11 protein-coding genes are annotated in these 15,171 nt (G+C 41.3%); 7 read left to right on the top strand and 4 right to left on the bottom strand.

Features of this window, described 5'->3' with window-relative positions; translation table 11 throughout:
* Positions 1-96 precede the first annotated feature (96 nt).
* From EHS13_RS19950 to EHS13_RS19925, 6 genes are all read left to right on the top strand, one after another.
* Entirely contained in the window at positions 97-1,992 is a 1,896-nt protein-coding gene (locus EHS13_RS19950) for a glucose PTS transporter subunit IIA (RefSeq protein WP_155702078.1), read from the top strand.
* Entirely contained in the window at positions 1,985-3,706 is a 1,722-nt protein-coding gene (gene ptsP / locus EHS13_RS19945; protein ID WP_155702077.1) for a phosphoenolpyruvate--protein phosphotransferase, read from the top strand. Before EHS13_RS19950 ends, ptsP begins: the two co-directional genes overlap by 8 nt.
* Before the next feature lie 19 nt (positions 3,707-3,725).
* Positions 3,726-4,256 carry a type 1 glutamine amidotransferase domain-containing protein gene (locus EHS13_RS19940; RefSeq protein WP_155702076.1) on the top strand — a complete coding sequence of 177 codons (531 nt, stop codon included), beginning with the start codon at positions 3,726-3,728 and terminating at the stop codon, positions 4,254-4,256.
* Between the two features lie 22 nt (positions 4,257-4,278).
* Positions 4,279-4,827, top strand: coding sequence for a hypothetical protein (locus EHS13_RS19935; RefSeq protein ID WP_319633384.1), 549 nt, complete (start codon positions 4,279-4,281; stop codon positions 4,825-4,827).
* A 116-nt stretch (positions 4,828-4,943) separates the two neighbouring features.
* On the top strand, positions 4,944-5,951 hold the full coding sequence (ccpA, locus tag EHS13_RS19930; RefSeq protein ID WP_155702075.1) for a catabolite control protein A: 1,008 nt from the start codon (positions 4,944-4,946) through the stop codon (positions 5,949-5,951).
* A 55-nt stretch (positions 5,952-6,006) separates the two neighbouring features.
* Positions 6,007-6,711 (top strand): 5'-methylthioadenosine/adenosylhomocysteine nucleosidase, encoded by a 705-nt coding sequence (locus EHS13_RS19925; RefSeq protein WP_193571541.1) that lies wholly within the window; start codon positions 6,007-6,009, stop codon positions 6,709-6,711.
* Between the two features lie 5 nt (positions 6,712-6,716).
* Here EHS13_RS19925 and EHS13_RS19920 read toward each other — a convergent pair whose 3' ends face one another.
* Positions 6,717-7,862 carry an acetoin utilization protein AcuC gene (locus EHS13_RS19920; RefSeq protein WP_155705437.1) on the bottom strand — a complete coding sequence of 382 codons (1,146 nt, stop codon included), beginning with the start codon at positions 7,860-7,862 and terminating at the stop codon, positions 6,717-6,719.
* An 88-nt stretch (positions 7,863-7,950) separates the two neighbouring features.
* Positions 7,951-8,583, bottom strand: coding sequence for a GNAT family N-acetyltransferase (locus EHS13_RS19915; RefSeq protein ID WP_155702073.1), 633 nt, complete (start codon positions 8,581-8,583; stop codon positions 7,951-7,953).
* A gap of 272 nt (positions 8,584-8,855) precedes the next feature.
* Between EHS13_RS19915 and acsA the strand changes: the two genes are divergently transcribed.
* On the top strand, positions 8,856-10,580 hold the full coding sequence (gene acsA, locus EHS13_RS19910) for an acetate--CoA ligase (protein ID WP_155702072.1): 1,725 nt from the start codon (positions 8,856-8,858) through the stop codon (positions 10,578-10,580).
* 87 nt (positions 10,581-10,667) lie between these two features.
* Here acsA and EHS13_RS19905 read toward each other — a convergent pair whose 3' ends face one another.
* Positions 10,668-13,754, bottom strand: a complete 3,087-nt coding sequence (locus EHS13_RS19905) for a transglycosylase domain-containing protein (protein WP_227014050.1) — start codon at positions 13,752-13,754, stop codon at positions 10,668-10,670.
* Positions 13,755-13,890: 136 nt separating this feature from the next.
* The gene (gene tyrS, locus EHS13_RS19900) at positions 13,891-15,153 is read right to left on the bottom strand and encodes a tyrosine--tRNA ligase (protein WP_155702070.1); all 1,263 of its coding nucleotides are present in this window, start codon (positions 15,151-15,153) and stop codon (positions 13,891-13,893) included.
* Between the last annotated feature and the right edge of the window lie 18 nt (positions 15,154-15,171).

Genomic DNA, 15,171 nt, shown 5'->3' with positions numbered 1-15,171 from the left:
CCCTGAAATTCATTCAGGGTTTTTTCTTTGACAAAAACTTGGAGAAGCTTTACCATCTAAATTAATGCAGTTAAGGGATGGAAGGAGAATCGTTTCATGAATTGGATGGGAAATTTGCAGCAGCTTGGGCGTTCTCTTATGCTTCCGACGATTGCATTACCTGTTGCCGCAATCTTTTTAAGTCTCAGTGCACTTCCATGGGACGCTTTAGGTATTGAATCGGTTGGGCATGTGCTAAATTTTGCCGGAACGACTATTTTTACGTATCTTCCGTTTATTTTTGCTGTTGGAGTAGCTATGGGTTTAACCGAAAATGCAGGGACGGCAGGGATGTCCGCTTTACTTGGTTATTTTCTTTTTAATGAAATGACATTGCGCTACATAGGTCCAGAGTTTCAGTTAGGCGTTTCTGGTGGGATCGCTATTGGTATATTAGCAGCACTCTCTTATTATGCATTTCGTAATATTAAGCTCCCCGAATATATTCATTTTTTTGGCGGTACAAGGTCCGTTCCGTTATTTATGGGAATTATTACGATATTAGTATCTGTGCTCATGATTAAGATAGGACCATTCCTCCAAAGCTCACTGATACATACAGGGGATTGGTTACTGGGGTTAGGTGGTTTTGGTACGTTTTTATACGGTGTTGGTTATCGTTTATTAGTGCCAACAGGCTTGCACCATATCCTTAATAACGTTTATTGGTTTCAAGTGGGGTCTTATGTTGAACCTAATGGGCATATCGTTTTTGGGGACCTGCCGCGTTTTTTTGCTGGAGATCCAAAAGCGGGGGGGTATATGGCCGGATTATATCCGATTATGATGTTCGCCTTGCCCGCCATTGCTTTAGCGATTATTCATGAAGCACGTGAGGATTTAAAACCAAAAATTCGCATTACATTTCTAACGGCAGCATTAGCCTCTTTTTTAACTGGTGTTACCGAGCCGATTGAATTTGCCTTTTTGTTCGTTGCGCCTTATTTATTCTTCATTCATGCGATTTTATCTGGATTAGCTATGTGGATTGCTTACTATTTTGACATACATCATGGATTTTCTTTTTCAGCGGGTGCGATAGATTTTGTGATTAATGAGCATTTGGCACATCGTGGACTCTGGCTTATCCCGATTGGGATTGTGTACGGATTAGTTTATTACTTCTTGTTCCGTTGGGCTATTGCACGTTTTCAGATTCCAACGCCAGGGAGAGAAGAAGGTTCCTCTTTAGAAGAGTGGGCAGGGGATATTCCCTATCGATCTCCATTGATTCTACAAGCTTTAGGCGGCAAGAATAATATTAAAAAAATGGAAGCCTGCATCACCCGTTTGCGGTTAACCGTTGATAATGACCGTTTAATCGATATTCCTGCGTTGAAGCATTTAGGTGCTGCAGGAGTTATTAGTTTAGGCGGTGGTAACATTCAAGTGGTTTTTGGAACTTATTCAGAGCTTATTCGCGAAGAAATTATAAAAGTAACACGTAAAGACATTGTCCCTGTGATGTTTAATTCCCCAGTACAAGGCAGAATGATTCCATTGGATGAAGTGCCTGATGCGATTTTTGCACAAGGCATTGTAGGTAGTGGGGTGGCATTTATTCCGGATCGTGGAGAATTGGTTGCACCAGTAGCTGGTAGAATCATGCTAGTTTATCCTTCCATGCATGCTTTAGGCATTATTACGGCAGAAGGTCTTGAGGTGCTGCTTCATATTGGAATTGATACGGCAAACCTCCAGGGGAAATGGTTTACAGCCCATGTGAAGGAAGGCGATCAAGTAATAGCCGGTCAATTGCTAATTAAATTCAATCTGCAAAAAGTTAAGCAATACGGAAAGTCCTTGGCTACTCCTATGATTATTACCAATCCCGATCGTGTGAAGTCTTGGAGTTTCGCCCCTTTTAAAGCTGTTAAGAAAGCTCAAAATTCAGTGATGTCTGTAGTAATGAAAGAAGACTCGCGTACTAAAGGAGGACAATCAAATGGCTAAAGGCACAGGAGCATCCTCAGGAATCGCGATAGCAAGAGCATTTGTTCTACCGACACTTGAATGGGATTTAACGGATAAAATGGTGGATGTAGCTGATTTAGCTATTGAATTCGAGAAATTATATGATGGCATACGCTCTTCCAAGGTAGAACTGCTGCATATTAAACAAGATATTTCTGATTTAATTGGGGTGGAAGAATCCAATATATTCGACGCTCATTTGGCAATTCTTGAAGATCCGATTTTCATGAATGAAGTCCAAGGCATTATGCAAAGGCAGTTTAAAGCGGCTGAAGTAGCGGTTAAAGAGACGATTGATAAGTTTGTGGGCATGTTTGAGCTGTTGGATGATTCTTACATGAAAGAACGCTCAGCAGACATTCGAGATGTAGGGAATCGGTTGCTGAAGCATCTTCTAGGTGATCTGGAGGAGCCTAAGCCACCGTCTGAAATTCCGTATATTCTGGTAGCCAAAGAGCTTTCGCCTTCTCAGCTGGCACATGTGGATAGCCAACAAATTCTTGGCATTGTTACCCTTCAAGGGGGGACAACTTCACATGCGGCGATAATGGCGCGAGCCTTAGAGATTCCTTTTGTATTAGGGATGGAAGGTAAATTAGCAAAGCCGATCTTAAATGGAGACTTGTTGATTATTGATGGTGAAGAAGGTATGGTTTATGTAAATCCCGTCCAGGAATTAGTCGAGCTGTATCTCCAACGCAAAAAGGACATTCTTGCTCATCGTGAATGGCTTCAGGCTCTGGCAAATGTTAGGCCTGTTACCTCGGATGGACAATCCATAGAGCTGAAGGCTAATATAAGCTCACTCAAGGAATTAGATTTGGCATTAAAGAATGGGGCTTCTGGAGTGGGGCTATTCCGTACGGAATTCATCTATATGGATCGAACCATGCTGCCGACAGAGGAAGAGCAATTCGATGTATATCGCAAAGCAGCTGAAAGGCTGCAGGATAAATCTTTGATCATTCGTACTTTTGATATTGGCGGAGATAAGAGTGTGGGATATATTCAATTTCCCGAAGAAGATAATCCATCACTTGGTTACCGAGCAATTCGGATTTCATTGGCGCAAACGGATATGTTTAAAACACAGCTAAAAGCGATTCTGCGAGCCAGTCATTATGGTTCTGTGAGAATCATGTATCCGATGATTTCCTCTTTGGATGAGGTTCGTAAAGCGAACCATGTTCTGGAGCAGGCCAAAAAAGAACTAAGAGAAAACAATCAGCCATTTCAAGAAAATATTGAAGTTGGAATTATGATTGAAGTGCCTGCTGCGGTAATTATTGCCGATCAATTGGCTGAAGAAGTCCAATTTTTCAGTATAGGCACCAATGATTTAATTCAATATGTACTTGCGGTTGATCGAATGAATGAAACGATTGCGCATTTATATGACCCTTACCATCCAGCCATTATACGGTTGCTTAAGATGACAGTTGATTCAGCTAAACGGCAAGGTATTCAGGTAAGTGTTTGCGGCGAGCTGGCTGGGGATGTTCTAGCAATCCCACTTTGGCTAGATCTGGGGATCGAGGAGCTTAGTATGTCCGTACAATCGTTGCTGCCTTTCAAAAATCGTCTGCTTCATACAGAAAGAGCGGCAAGTCAAGGTATCATTGAGCAAGCTTTACTTTGTAAAACAAGCTTAGAGATTCGTAATTTGTTAGAGAGAAGCAGAATTAAACATTAACGTTTTGGAAGGAGATAACATGAGCTTAACAGGGAAAAAGATTTTGATTTTTGTCGATGAGGAATTTGAGGATCTGGAAATGTGGTATCCGGTTTTAAGATTGAGAGAAGCCGGTGCGCAAGTAGATTTAATCGGACCAAAAGCTAACACAGTTTATCATGGTAAGTATGGTGTTCCAATTACCACGGATTATGCTTTCGAAGATGTGAAATCGGTTGATTATGATGGCTTGTATGTTGTGGGTGGTTGGGCGCCAGATAAATTAAGACGCTATACGGCAGTCTTGCAGCTAACTGAGCAATTTCATAGCCAGCAAAAGCCGATTGGGCACATTTGCCATGCAGGCTGGGTGCTGATTTCTGCTAAGATAGTTAAAGGTTATACCATGACATCGACTCCCGGCATTAAGGATGATCTTGAAAATGCTGGCGCCATTTGGGTGGATGAAGAGGTTGTAATTGATCGCAATATTGTCTCAGGAAGGCGTCCGCCAGACCTGCCAGCATTCATGAAACAGTTCATTCGAGTCATAGAAAAATACAGCAAATAATAGATGTCCTCTATGGTGCAAATTGGATAATAGCCGTGAGCAGGAATTTGCCTTTATCGGTAGAATTGTTCTTGTATCGATTAATGCGTTAAACGGGCAATGTCGTCCGTTTAACGGATTAGTACCTTTTGTAGATGGAGGATGGTATAAGTTGTCTAAGTTATGCAAATGTGGGCATAAAATGAATATACGCCTAAGAACGGTTATTTATAAGAACCGCATAGAAATTGATAATGTACCGATTTACACCTGTGATTCTTGTAGTAAAAGTGAAGTTTTTCAACCAGTAAAATCGGAGTTAACGGAGCTGATCAGTCAATTTGGCAGCAACCCGGAGAAGAAGCAATTCTTTTTCAACGAAACCAATGAATTGGCGTTCCTGCTAATGATTGCCTCACAGAATGAATATAAACATACTTCAGTAGACAAAATATTGGAATATCGCATAAACGAGCTGTTGGATCTTTTGCTGTTAGCCCGCTCATTGCAAGACGATCGTTGGGTAGAGGATATCCTGAAGCGTTTATCTCAAATTACACTTCAAAGTTTAAATACATATGATTTGACCTAACAAAACCACAAGAATGGATTGTTTGGCAGTTTTCGTTGCACAAAGCCAAATTTTGTCGTATCATATGCTTAACTTGTCTTGTAGGAAAATTTTATTGTGTAATGGAGAGAATGACATTGACTGTAACTATTTATGATGTGGCTCGCGAAGCAGGAGTATCCATGGCGACTGTTTCCAGGGTTGTGAATAACAATCCTAATGTTAAACCGCAAACGCGTAAGAAAGTGTTTGAAGCGATTGAAAGACTTGGATATCGCCCTAATGCTGTAGCTCGTGGTCTTGCAAGTAAGAAAACGACGACAGTTGGAGTGGTTATACCCGATATTTCTAACGCCATTTTTGCAGAGGTAGCACGTGGAATCGAAGATATTGCCAACATGTATCGTTACAACATTATCTTGTGTAATGCAGATAAGAAGAAAGATAAGGAAATTAGTGTAATCAACACATTGCTTGAGAAACAAGTGGATGGGTTATTGTTTATGGGTGGAACGGTCACTCAAGAACATATTTTAGCCTTTAAATCCTCTTCCGTTCCTATCGTGCTTTGCGCGACTACAGATGATAATAATGCAATACCGGCAGTGGATATTGATCATGAGAAGGCGGCATTCGATGCAGTCCAACTATTAATATCGAATGGTCACCGTAATATTGGAATGATCAGTGGAACCTTGCAGGATCCTGCAAATGGATATGCAAGATTTCAAGGCTACAAGAGAGCGCTAGAAGAAGCAGGTATTCCTGTTATTGATGATCATATTCGTGTAGGCAACTATCGGTATGAATCAGGAATTGAAGCTATGAAGTATTTTATCAACCTAGCGGATAAACCAACAGCGATATTTGCAGCAACAGATGAGATGGCTATCGGAGCTATTCACACGATTCAGGATGCTAATTTAAGAGTGCCAGATGATATTTCCGTTATCAGTGTAGACAATAGTCGAATGGCTTCTATGGTTAGACCTTTATTAACCACCGTTGCTCAGCCCATGTATGATATCGGTGCTGTATCGATGAGACTTCTAACGAAGCTGATGAATAAGGAAAATGTAGAAGTAACGAAGATTGTCTTACCACATGAAATAATTGTTCGCAAATCAGTGGCTCACGTAAAGTGAGCCGCGTTTTTTTTGCCATATTGTAAATTTTAACTTGAGTAGAAGGAGCATAATGATGAATTTTCGTAAAATTGGAATTATTGGAGCCATGATTGAAGAGGTAGAGTTAATTCAACAAAAAATGACCGTCAGTCGCACGGTCCAGTTAGCAGGTATTCCATTTATCGAGGGGACCTTCGGCACTAAATCAATTGTTGTTTGCAAATCTGGGGTTGGCAAAGTGAATGCAGCGATGTGTACACAAGCTTTAATTGATTTTTTTGAAGTAGATGCGGTTGTTTTTACTGGTGTAGCAGGAGCGCTTGACCCTAGCTTAAATATTGGCGATATCGTGATTTCAACGGATTGCATGCAGCATGATATGGATGTAACCGCATTGGGTTTTGCTCGTGGCATCATACCATTCCAAGAAACTTCCATATTCGTCGCAGATGCGGAATTAAGTAAGGTTGCTTTTGAGGCAAGCCTTAAATTATTCCCTGAGCAAGCCAAATTAGGCAGAATTCTATCGGGTGATCAATTTATTGCAGACCGCGATAAAGTGCATGCCTTATACTCAGAGTTGAACGGTTCATGTACGGAAATGGAAGGCGCAGCGACTGCTCAGGTCTGTGCGACGAACAAAATAGCTTTCGTTATCATCCGCTCCATGTCCGACAAAGCAAACGGTTCTGCACCGGATAACTTTACCGAGTTCATGAAGCATGCCGCTTTGCATTCTTATCAAATAGTCGAAGAAATGCTTACTCAGCTTTCCTAAGCTTATTATTTCTGGAGATACAGCATGGAAAGTTCTTTAGTTTTACGATTTTTCTCGGTTATTTCAATTCGTCTGGGCATTGCATCCCATTGTTCTGTATCATCAAGCCAGGTTTTTGGAAGCTCCTCTGGACTTTGCTGCTGCCAGCGTTCCAGCCAGTCCAGAGGGAGCTCAAGCTGTTGATTGCTTTCTAAGGCATGAACTATAGGATGCTCATTCATCACAAGCCAGAGCAGGCTCCATGCCCTTGGTACCACACGCCATATATCATAGCCTCCGCCACCTAGTGCAACCCAACGCCCCTCGCACCATTTATGGGCTGCCTCGTGAATGATCTCGGGCATGTGCCAATAGGATTGCATACTGCATTGGATGTGGGCGAGAGGATCAGAGGCATGTGCGTCACAGCCATGCTGAGAGATGATTATATCAGGTTTAAAGCTAGCAACAGCCTGATTAAAGACCTCAGTGAAACATTCCAACCACGATTCGTCTTCGGTATAAGGCTCCATTGGTAAATTCAAGCTAAAGCCAAATCCATTCTCTTCACCGCGCTCATTAACAGCTCCTGTACCTGGGAATAAATATTTGCCTGTTTCATGGATCGACAACGTTAGTACATCTGGATCTGTATAAAACATCCATTGCACACCATCACCATGATGAACATCCGTATCGACGTACATGACTCTAGCTTTATATTTCTTCTGAATAGCCGCAATGGCTACGGCTGCATCATTATAAACACAAAACCCGGAACCTTTACCAGGCATGGCATGATGCAATCCTCCTCCTAAATGAAGCGCATGCTTAGTTTCCCCGCTCATGACAGCTTCGACAGCCGCTAGAGTACCTCCAACGATTTGAGCACTGGCCTGATGCATCCCCTCAAAATAGGGAGTATCTCCTTCGAGATCCAGTCCAAAAGAGCATGCTTTTTTTAACCAATCCTCATTTATCGCTGTTTGACTTAAAGCACGCACAGCTTGGATATAAGGTAAGCTATGTACAAGAGCAAGCTCTTCGTCAGATGCCTGATCAGGTAATCGTAAAATTTCTGCTGGTATTGCTCCAACTCGCCGTAGCAGATCTTCGGTTAGTTTAAGCCGATGCTGGTTGAAGGGATGCCCCTCATAAAAATGATATTTCATTTCATTATCGGTATAGTAAAATAAGGCATTCTCAATGGCAGCCAAGCTCACTCGCCTCCTGTTGGTCTATAAATCATCATCTGCAGCTTTAGTACATAATTCTTCTTTGAAACCGAAGTCGATCAAATCGTACTATGGAGGAATGTGGAACCTCGTGGCCAATTTTGACCATAAGGCAATTGGCTGGATGTGAACAAATCTCAGGATCATCGGTTGCGAAGAGCGACATGCCAACGCTTTCCATCAAGCTTTGCATCATTTTACGATATTGCCATACGTTCAAGCCACTGCTTTGTAAATCCCAATGCCAATAGTATTCGGTAGTGAAGACAATTGTGTTGTCGAATTGCCCATTTGCAAAAGCAAGTGCAATTAATTGCTTGCCAATTCCCATGGAACGATAAGCATTAGCTACTTCAATAGCTCCGAGCTCAACTAAATCATCGAGGCTTCCTTCGGACCACCGCTCCATCTCATCAGGATAATGAAACGTAACATAACCCACTATGGTTTCCGCATCTCGAGCAATCAGAATTCTTCCTTCTGGTAGATCAGCAATTTCAAGTAAGGCAACCTGCTGGTCTTTGGGGCGACGAAATGCATCAAGCTCCGTGTGCATAGTATAAGCTCTGAAATGCTCAGAGGTGAGCGGACCTTCAAGAACGATAGACTGACTTAAGCGATGAATAGTATGGGATTGGTAAACCTTTTTATGTTCCACAGTAACAGCAGCCCCTTTGTTCATCCTATATACTACTTATAACAAATATAATATAAAATATACAGGAGAAAATATTTTTCGCAAATTTAAATCTTTTTAGGTAATTAATTTTCATAAAATGAAAAAAGGGTAGGCGACATGAGAGGGCTATGTTATAATTGGAATTGTTGTTTGGGATCTAGAAGCTTGGAAATGTTTATGTTGTCGTCGTTAGCTTAGACGTTTATATGTAAGCGTTTCATATATTATTTGCATCAAATGGAGGGTAATTTATGGAAAACATGCATGACGAGAAAATTGTTGCTACAGCAACTAAGTCCAATCTAGGTAATTATGATACTGCAAAAGAGAACTTCAGCTGGGAAGAAGTGCAACAACAGTTTTCATGGTCGCAAACAGGGAAGGTAAATATGGCTTATGAAGCCATTGATCGTCATGCTGAATCATCGCGCAGCGACAAAATCGCACTTTACTATAGTGATGCGACTCGTGATGAAAAATACACTTTCTCAGAGATCAAGAATGAATCCAATCGTTTTGGCAATGTGCTGCGATCACAGGGAATCGGCAAAGGGGATCGGGTATTTATTTTCATGCCGCGGACACCGGAGCTCTATTTTTCATTGTTGGGAGCATTAAAGGTTGGAGCTATTGTGGGCCCGATGTTTGAAGCATTCATGGAAACAGCTGTCAAGGATCGGTTGGAAGATAGTGAAGCTATAGCTATAGTGACAACTCCAGCTTTATTGCCGCGTATTGCGACTGCGGATTTACCTCATCTGAAACATATTTTTCTGGTTGGAGATGGAATTGAAACAAAACCGGGATATATTGATTATTATAAAGTCATGAAAGATGCTTCACCAGAGCTTGAGATTGAATGGTTAGGTCTAGAAGATGGACTAATCATCCATTATACTTCTGGATCAACCGGCAAGCCTAAGGGAGTCTTCCATGTTCAGAATGCAATGATTCAGCACTACTATACAGGACGGATTGTCCTTGACCTGCAAGAAGATGATATTTATTGGTGTACAGCCGATCCAGGCTGGGTAACAGGAACTTCATACGGCATTTTTGCGCCTTGGTTGAACGGGGCGACTAATGTCATTCGTGGTGGACGCTTCAGTCCCAAGGATTGGTACCAAACGATTGAACGCTACAAAGTGACAGTTTGGTATAGTGCTCCAACTGCATTCCGCATGCTAATGGGAGCAGGAGATGATACGGTAGAAGCACATGATTTATCATCACTTCGCCATGTATTAAGTGTGGGGGAACCGTTGAATCCTGAAGTGGTTCGCTGGGGAATAAAAGTATATAAACAAAGAATCCATGATACCTGGTGGATGACAGAAACTGGGGCTCAGCTAATCTGTAATTACCCGTCTATGACGATTAAACCTGGTTCTATGGGCAAACCGCTTCCTGGAGTTGAAGCTGCCATTATAGATGATTCTGGCAATGTTCTGCCTACATATCGTATGGGGAATCTAGCAATTAAAACTCCATGGCCATCAATAATGCGCAAAATATGGAATAATCCCAATAAATTTGAGGAGTATTTTAGATTGGATGGCTGGTATGTTTCGGGAGATTCCGCTTACTTGGATGATGATGGATATTTTTGGTTTCAAGGTCGAGTCGATGATGTAATTAACACTTCCGGGGAACGAGTAGGGCCATTCGAAGTGGAAAGTAAGCTAGTCGAGCATCCAGCCGTCGCAGAAGCTGGTGTAATCGGCAAACCTGATCCGTTGAGGGGTGAGGTTATCAAAGCATTTATCTCGCTTAGAGAAGGCTTTGTAGCGTCTGAGGAGCTTAAGGCTGATATCGCCAAATTTGTAAAAGAAGGCTTATCTGCACACGCAGCTCCACGTGAAATTGAATTTAAAGACAAACTCCCTAAGACGCGCAGTGGAAAGATAATGCGCCGAGTGCTTAAAGCCTGGGAATTAAATCTCCCGACAGGTGATTTATCTACGATTGAAGATTAATTAATAAGATATAACACATGAATAATAAAACCCGTATCTTGGATGATTATCCGAGATACGGGTTTTATTCATAATTATTGCTATCATTTATTGTTCGGTCGAGTAGGCAACTGGTGTTGAGGAAGAAGATTCCCCAGTATTGTTGATCGCAATAATACTGTAATACCCTTTGTAAAGGCCGGAGAAGTATTCAAATTGCGGCTGGAAGGCTGTACCAATTTTTTGATAATTTCCAGTTTCCGTCTCACTAAAGTAAACATCATATTGTGTGATTTGTTCAATGGCTGGATTTGGCGTCCAATCAATTTGGAGATTAACTCCGTTCATTTGAAACGATAGCTCAATTGGTGTTGTTGGAGCGGGAGCAATAACAATAGCTCCAGTGTCTGGATCAGGGTCGTCTGTATTCTCCGTAATTGGCCCAACCACTGTTCCTGCTGAGAGTACAGTTGAACTTGGAACGGATTCCTTACCTACTATATTTACCGAAGTTATATAATATCCTACGGCATTACCACCTGGTAGAGCCGGATCAATGAATGATGATGGCTGATCTGTTGTAATCACTTTAGCTTGCTTTTCAAAGGTTACACCATCCAGTGAACGATATATTCGATAACCGACAATATTAGGATTTAAGCTTGGTGAGAAAGTAAGCTTGTTCTCAGCTGCAGTGCTTTTGAGAATGACATTGGCTGGAGCATCGGGCACCAGATTGTCATCGATACGCGGATCAATCTCCTCTGGTGCATTGGCAGCGATATCCAATGGGATGAAAGCATCCATTGATCTGCGTTTGCTAGCAGGAGTCTTAGCCATGATTTCTTTGATTTGTTTAAGTGTAGCGGTTAAAGATTCCTTACGTTTGACAACTACCTTTTCCTGCAAGAATTCTTCAGGTGTTAATGGGTTAGGCAGGTAATTGAGTTTGTTATAAACCAAGAATTTCATCTTGACCAGAACATCATCTTCCTTGGTCGGAATTTGTTTTTTGTTGATTAAATCCGAAACAGTATGACCAGATGCTTTAGTTAGCTCACTTGGTAATAAACCGGATAAATTAGAAACGGCCATGGTAATGATATTGGCTGGCTTTTCAAATGTTTTAGTTGGGAACAGAGCCGGCTTCTTGCTAATAGCCGTATCCATTATAAGGGCCCATATATCCTTAGCACGGTTTGTTCCGCCTGGCTTGCTTAACTTATGGACAAACTGATCATATCCAGCCCAAACACCGACCGTTATATCAGGTGTATAACCCATAAACCAAGCATCTCCGTCGTCTTGAGTGGATCCCGTTTTTCCGACAATCGGGATTTTACCATAATTTTTAAACTTTTTCATTAAATCTGTTGCCGTACCAGCGGTAATAACAGTACGCATCATATCAGTCATTAAGAAGGCTGTTTCTGCCGTGAAAACATTAGTTGGCTTTTTCTGATGTTCAAAAATGACCTTGCCATTGCCATCGACAATTTTACTGATCAGATACGCATCGTTATGGACACCTTTGTTGGCAAAGGTACTATAAGCTGCTGTCATTTCCTTTACACTAACACCTTTGGATAAACCACCGATTACACCCGTTTGAGCATAGAGATAATCGTCTGGAGTAAGTGAATTAATTCCTAGTTTTTTTACGTAATCCCAGGCATTCTTCATTCCAACTTCATTAAGGAAAATACGTAGAGCAGGTATGTTATAAGACATGTTTAAGGCTTTTCTGGCTGTAATCAAGCCCTGAAACTTGGAGTTCCAGTTCATTGGAACATGGAAACCAGATGCTGAGCTTTGATCTTTAAGCACGATTGGTGAATCATCGATTATTGCTGCAGGGTATACAAGTCCCATTTCAATCCCTGGACCATATGCGGCAAGTGGCTTCATAGTGGAACCAGGCTGTCGGAACGCTTGGGTCGCATGATTCAGCTGTTCTTCATAGAAATTCCTGCCTTCAATCATACCGAGAATAGCACCATTGTTGTTGTCAATCATCAGGGCACCAATTTGTTCCGTTCCTTTAACCTTGTCATCCGGAGAAAAGTTCTTCGGGTTCTTGGCGATGACTTGCATAGAATCATAAATAGTTTTATCAATCGTTGTGTAAATTTTGTATCCGCCACGCTGCATTTGTAAATGAACATCTTTGAGAGCTTCATTGTAAGCGGCTTTTTTACTGTCTGTATCAAGAACTAAATCGGGATATTGCTGTTTTAGGATTGCATCGGCAGCATTGTTTTCAACTTCAATCATTAAGTAAGGATAGGTGGTATATGCCTTTGCTTTGGTTTTAGCAAGAGATTTCTTTAAATCGAATGCTAAGGCATCATCATATTCGGCTTGAGTAATTTTATTCTCTTCTAGCATCCGCCTTAAAACCAATTCTTCACGGTTCACGGCTTTCTCAAACGCTTCATTATCAAATTCACCTTTACCGTTAAAGGCAGAATAATTGCTTGGGGATTGCGGTAAGCCAGCAAGATAAGCACTTTGGGCAATGTTCAAATCAATGAGTTTATCTTTATCAAAAATGCCCTTTGCAGCAGCTTTAATACCAGATAAATTATAACCAGATGAACCATTTCCATAAGGGATCTTATTAAGATAGGCCAACAGAATTTCATCTTTGGACATAATCCGTGTCACACGCATAGAAAGTAAGATTTCCTTGAATTTACGGCTGTCCTCACGATCTAAGGTTAAGAAAGTTCTTCTTACCAGCTGCTGCGTAATGGTACTGCCGCCTGTTTGTATCTCTTCATGACGCAGCCTTTGTTCCACAGCACGAAGCAATCCATTCATATCTACTCCATTATTTTCGTAGAAATTCTTGTCTTCGATGGAAAGAGTGGCATCCTTGATAATCTGTGGAATTTCATCCAAAGTAGCAAGTCTGCGGTCTTCTTCCGTACGTAATTGCCCTAGCAAGGTAGTATTATCATTAAAATAAACAAAGCCAGTTGTAGAGTTCTCAGACATCAAATCGTAAATCATGTCTTTACTGCGCACCGGATCATCTTTAACTAATGCTGAAGCATAACCAAAAGCAGCGCCTGCTGCGAGCAAACCAGCAATAATGACCAAGATAAGCATCCATTTGATTGTTAGAAAAATGATTAATAAAGGCCTTGTTACTGCTGTGCTGGTTATTATTTTTATTATGTAGTGTAACACTTTTCTCAATTTCAGCATCCCCCTTGAATTCGCCCACTTATTATAACATATAATTGGTAAATAAGGCTAAATTCACAACAAAAAAGCGCCATTAAAGGCGCTTTAATTAGTAAGACCTACAAGAAAAGCAGCAGAATTACTGAATAAACTTGACCAAATAATAATTCTTTTTGCCGCGTCTAATGACAATATATTTACCGCTAAGGCGATCTTCGTGTGCTAATAATTTATCAACCTCGATAACCCTTGCTCCATTAATATAGATTGCGCCGCTTTCAATATCTTGTCTGGCTTGTCTTTTGGAGGGGCTAGCTTGAGCCGTTATTAATAGATCAACCAATCCGATAGCTTCGGAATTCGTTATCTCAACGGAAGGAACATCTTGAAATGCTTGCTCAATTTCGTCTCCGGATAATTGTTCTATCTGGCCATTGAACAGAAGCTGTGAAATATTCTCTGAGCTGGCTACAGCTTGATCTCCGTGAACTAATGCAGTAACTTCACGCGCTAGAGCTCGTTGGGCAGTTCTCAATTCGGGACTAAGCTTTAATTCACCCTCTAATTCGCGAATTTCCTCGATAGAAAGGAAGGTGAAATATTTAAGAAAGCGGATTACATCTTGATCATCGACATTCAGCCAAAACTGATAGAATTGGTAAGGGCTTGTTTTGCTGGCATCCAACCAAATGGTACCTGATTCTGTTTTGCCAAATTTAGTTCCATCACTTTTTGTAACAAGCGGGAAGGTAAGGCCAAAAGCAGAATTGCCAGTAGTTCGCCCAATCAATTCCATTCCAGCTGTAATATTACCCCACTGATCACTGCCGCCAATTTGGAGCGAGCAATTGTTTTCTTGACTCAGTTTAAGGAAATCGTAGGCTTGCAGGATCATATAACTGAATTCAGTGAAGGATATTCCTTTGCTCAGACGAGAATCAACAGAATCCTTAGCTAACATATAGTTAAGGGGAAAGTGCTTGCCAATATCTCTTAAAAACTCAATGACATTCAATTGCTTAAACCAATCGTAATTGTTTGCCATTTGCGCAGGGTTCTGATCAGCGTTAAAATCTAAAAAGCGAGATAACTGAATACGCAGCTTTTCGGTCCATTGATCGACAACCTCAGCAGTATTCAATGTACGCTCCGACGCTTTGCCGCTGGGATCACCAATTAAACCAGTGCCTCCACCAACTAGAGCAACAGGGATATGGCCCGCTTTTTGAAAACGAACCAAGCAAAGAATAGGAACAAGACTGCCAATATGCAAGCTATCAGCTGTTGGATCAAATCCTGCGTATAAGGTAATGGGACCTTCATTAAGCTTCTTATTTAATCCGTCTTGATCGGTTACCTGGTGTAATAAACCACGATCCATCAGATCTTGGAGAATATCCATTTGACTCGCTCCCTTTAA

It is taken from the genome of Paenibacillus psychroresistens, from assembly GCF_009728935.1.
GTDB classification, from domain to species: Bacteria; Bacillota; Bacilli; order Paenibacillales; family NBRC-103111; genus Paenibacillus_AC; species Paenibacillus_AC psychroresistens.
Note: the sequence above shows the minus strand (reverse complement) of the source record. Positions and strands in the feature narration are given on the sequence as shown.